Origin of the sequence: Rothia sp. HMSC076D04, assembly GCF_001814645.1 — a bacterium.
GTDB classification, from domain to species: Bacteria; Actinomycetota; Actinomycetes; order Actinomycetales; family Micrococcaceae; genus Rothia; species Rothia mucilaginosa.
This window is the reverse complement of the sequence record NZ_KV817369.1, coordinates 436339-440033: the sequence shown is the minus strand read 5'-3', so window position 1 is coordinate 440033 and position 3695 is coordinate 436339. Positions and strand designations below refer to the sequence as shown.

General features: G+C 60.5%; 5 protein-coding genes. All 5 read right to left on the bottom strand.

The window, feature by feature from the left end; genetic code table 11:
- Positions 1 to 86: 86 nt before the first annotated feature.
- The 5 genes from HMPREF2980_RS06190 to HMPREF2980_RS06170 all read right to left on the bottom strand — a co-directional run bounded on the left by HMPREF2980_RS06190 (position 87) and on the right by HMPREF2980_RS06170 (position 3089).
- Positions 87 to 341, bottom strand: coding sequence for a hypothetical protein (locus HMPREF2980_RS06190; RefSeq protein WP_070690828.1), 255 nt, complete (start codon positions 339 to 341; stop codon positions 87 to 89).
- Positions 334 to 918, bottom strand: a complete 585-nt coding sequence (locus HMPREF2980_RS06185; protein ID WP_070690824.1) for a peptidoglycan recognition protein family protein — start codon at positions 916 to 918, stop codon at positions 334 to 336. Before HMPREF2980_RS06185 ends, HMPREF2980_RS06190 begins: the two co-directional genes overlap by 8 nt.
- 12 nt (positions 919 to 930) lie before the next feature.
- Positions 931 to 2184, bottom strand: a complete 1254-nt coding sequence (locus tag HMPREF2980_RS06180; protein ID WP_083313511.1) for a glycosyl hydrolase family 28-related protein — start codon at positions 2182 to 2184, stop codon at positions 931 to 933.
- 66 nt (positions 2185 to 2250) lie between these two features.
- Positions 2251 to 2706 (bottom strand): DUF2746 domain-containing protein, encoded by a 456-nt coding sequence (locus HMPREF2980_RS06175; RefSeq protein ID WP_070690818.1) that lies wholly within the window; start codon positions 2704 to 2706, stop codon positions 2251 to 2253.
- Positions 2707 to 2714: 8 nt separating this feature from the next.
- A complete protein-coding gene (locus HMPREF2980_RS06170; protein ID WP_070690816.1) occupies positions 2715 to 3089 on the bottom strand; it encodes a hypothetical protein in 375 nt (124 codons plus the stop codon).
- Positions 3090 to 3695: the final 606 nt, after the last annotated feature.

Genomic DNA, 3695 nt, shown 5'->3' with positions numbered 1-3695 from the left:
AGTTTTAGAAAGCCTTGTTTATGAAAAAGCCTGGCTTCCTTGATATTCCGGGGTAGAAATAGGGGGCGGTTGGGGTTGGTCCCCATTTACTCCCCACTTTCAGCAGAGCCGCCAGGCTCCGCAGATGCATCGCCATCGCCGGCGGTGCCTTCATACAGGGCCGGGTCAGTGTTGAAGAACGCGAGCGCAGTCGTGAGGATGGTAGTCACAGCGCCGGTCACGGTGGTCGCCTGTTCATTCGTCCAAACACCGAAAACAACCAGTACCGCAGACAGCGCAGGCGCAACGAGATAAATACTCTTACGGAGTGCCGCGCGCTGACGAGGCGTCATGTTACGCATTGTTGTCAATCTCCTTGCCCAGCTCATCTACCGCGTTCTGCAGCTTCTCCCACGACGCACGCAGAGCCGAGACCTCCGCCTTATCCAGCGGTGCGGGGACATTCTCAACGCCGCGCTCAACCTTACCCTCCTTGATTGCGTTCACACGGTCAATGAGGCGGTCCAACTGGTCATACCAGCGCCCCGGGCAGGCAGTATTGAAGAAGTCCTTGTGGCCGTGCACGTAGAAGCTACGGTTGTAAGAAGTCTCCAGATCAGCGATTACCTGGGCGACGGTCTCGAAGTCTTCGTTGCTCATCTCGGGGCGGCATTCGATACCAATCGAACGCTGGTTTGCCGCCCAGTTACCTGCATGCCAGGCGATGTCCTTAATTTCGACGAGCTGGGCGCAGCGGCCTGCCTCCACCACAAAGTGGGCGGAGGTGCCGGGGCCGCCGACGAAGAAATTACAGACGTCCTCGAAGCGCTGACCGTCATTACCCCAGTGGTGGATAACGATGGTGTCGATGTCGTTGATGGTGCGGTTTGCTTCGGTGAACGAAGTGGCGTTGTATTCGGTGATATCGACATACTTCATAGTGTTGTCTCCTTAATTAATGGTGTTGGTGTTGATTTCCAGCTTCACAGCCACGCCCATGTCGGTGGCGCGGTGCGGGGTGGGGATGTCCACGGTCATGTTTGAGGTGCCGCTGATGTCGTGTGCCCACTTCTCGACGGCGACACCGTACTTCGCGGATTTGCCCTTGTACTCTGCCTGCGCAATGTTGTTCGAGAAGATGAGGTGATGCGCCCAATTCGTAACGAAAAAGTCCGCCGCCTCGCTGGGCTTAGCATCACCGCTGACACAGTCATGCCAGGAGCTTGAGGCACCGCGGCACCCGGTGACCTGCGAGGAATGACCCACCATCACAAAGCCGTGGCCGCCGTTTTCCTGTGCGGTGCACGAGGCGAGCAGGTTGCGTCCGCCGCGGATGAAGAAGCCAGCGCCGGCGGCGGTGAAGCGGTGCATGTTGGAGGTGTCCCAGATGCCGCCGGGTCGTCCCTCTGCCCCGTGAATCGAGCGGCGGTTGTACCAGGACTTGCAACCAATCAGAGTGGTATTGGTCGCGTAGATCTCGAAGCCGGCATTAGTGCCGCCTGCAATATTCGCACCTGACACGTCCACGCAGTCAAGGATGTTGTCTGCTGCACCAATTTCACGGCGACCAGCCGTCACCGATGCAATATGCTCCGGCGATTTGCCCACCACCACGCCAGCACCCAGAGTGCGGCGGACGCGGATGTTCCGCAGCTGACAGCCCTGGTCATCCAGACCCAGCACAGCCACACCGAACGCGGCATCCCAGATGAGGACATTCTCGATGCGATGTGCACCGTCCGGCTCCGGCGGCTTGTCGCCCAGCTCGGTGTTCAGCAGGATGCCACCAATACTCGGGTGCATGCCGTCCTGACCAGGTCGCGGGGTCGCTGACGAGACATGCGACGGGCGAGGGTGAGAGCTCTTGATCCAGAGGTCAGAGACACCCATCAGCAGGTTGTCCTTGCCGACACGCGGGGTAGACCAAGACCCTGCGTGGATGATTGCGGTCTTGATAGACGAGCCGGCACTAGTATCAGCAAAAATCACGGTCGATTCGCGCCCAGCGCCCTGCAGATGCACACCACCAAGCAACTCGATGAACGGCTCTGAGACTTTGTAATGTCCTGCTGGCAGGTAGACGGTGCCGCCACCAGCGATGTGCGTGGCGTGGATTGCCGCGTTGATGATTGCTGTCGAATCGGTTACCCCAGTAGGGTCTGCGCCTGCATCGACGACGCTTACAGTCCGGTGAGGTTGAGACATCAGGTCTCCCTTCTATACAAGTGCGCCCGCCACTCACCTGTGATGAGTGGCGGGCGCATAATTTGGTTATGAGCCGCCCTGTTTTTCGATGGCGGTAATCCTGTCCTCGCTGGCATCATGGCGCTTACGCGCATGCCGCATCTCATCCCGCAGCCCACCAATATCTTTCCGGAAATCGGCGTGTTCGACGCGAGCTGTAGCGAAGTCCTCGGCGATGGTGTCCAGCTGTTTCCCCACGCTCCGCAGGGCTGTGTTCGTATCTCCCTGCATCTGTGTCAGCGCTGCACTCACCTGCTCCACCCGCTCAAGAACCTTATCCAGGTCATCACGCAAGTTCGTCTCATGGCTGTTGTTGGTCTGCTCCTTGATGGAGCGCACCTTGGAGTTCAGACGCTCCCATTGCGGGGCACCCCACTTGAGCCAGACAATCAGCAGGGAGAAGAGCACAGCTCCGACTGAGACGACGGCTTGGATGATGCCGTCCAGCACCGGGTGCCCGATGCGGGGAATCTCCGGCAACATCACCGCGCCTACTCTCCCACAGTGGTGGTTTCTTCGGCATTGGGTGCCTTAAAGAGAACCCCGATGGCGTGCATGATGTACTCATCCGTCACGCGGGTGGGGTCCGCACCAGGAGAAGCGAGCGCGGCACGCTTGGCGTCCAGTTCGGCCTGCGCCTCATTTAGTGCTGCCACGGCCTTGGCATGCTCAGTGACGGCGTAGGCGTGTTCGTCTGCGATGGTCTGGGTGGAGCCTGCCCCGGCGGGCAGGGAGACGAGCAGTCCAATGTTTGCCTCGACGGAGTACTGGGCGTTGGGGATACGCTGGCGCTGGGCGGCCTGGGTGGCGCGCTTGAGCAGGTCGGCGTCCTGGGAGGCAGCGAGTTCTTGTGCGATGGTAGCCATGTCTGGTTACCGTCCTTTCTCAGTGAATAATTTTTTTGGTGTTCCCGCGCCACGTTTAGGCGGGGGTGCCCGGCAGTGCGGTCGGGAACGGGTCGGAGGCTGGGTAGATGAGCAGGCCACACCGCAGGTTGCTGCGGTTTTGTAGGGAAAGGTCGAGGTTTCCGCGGCGCCAGGTGATACGATTCCCGTCGCCCCTTGAGTGGAGGATGAGGATGCCTCGGGATTCTCCATCGTCTGTGACCACGGGGGCTAGTACCGGCTGGGTGGATTGCCAACCGACTGGGGCGGTCAAGGTGAGACGAATTTTTGCGCCCACGTCACGATAGATTGTATCTGGGATGTCGGGGCGGTCGTGGACAGTGATGGTGTCCCAGTTGCCGCCGCGGGCGGCGATGATGCACCAGTCTCCGACGCGACGGTAGAAGAGAGCTCCGGCGGCGAGGGCTGGGGACTCTTCGCGTCGCCAGCCAGTATCGCGCGGGGCTGCCCCGGAGGCGAGGCGCTGCACAAGTGCGGCAGCTTCCGCGTCCAGTCCGCCAGGTTCACCCTTAGGACCCTGCTCGCCACGCTCTCCACGGTCACCCTTGGGGCCAGGCTCGCCACGCT

Coding starts and splice junctions, on each gene's coding strand:
- HMPREF2980_RS06190 (WP_070690828.1), bottom strand. CDS start 341: ATGCGTAACATGACGCCTCGTCAGCGCGCGGCACTCCGTAAGAGTATT.
- HMPREF2980_RS06185 (WP_070690824.1), bottom strand. CDS start 918: ATGAAGTATGTCGATATCACCGAATACAACGCCACTTCGTTCACCGAA.
- HMPREF2980_RS06180 (WP_083313511.1), bottom strand. CDS start 2,184: ATGTCTCAACCTCACCGGACTGTAAGCGTCGTCGATGCAGGCGCAGAC.
- HMPREF2980_RS06175 (WP_070690818.1), bottom strand. CDS start 2,706: ATGTTGCCGGAGATTCCCCGCATCGGGCACCCGGTGCTGGACGGCATC.
- HMPREF2980_RS06170 (WP_070690816.1), bottom strand. CDS start 3,089: ATGGCTACCATCGCACAAGAACTCGCTGCCTCCCAGGACGCCGACCTG.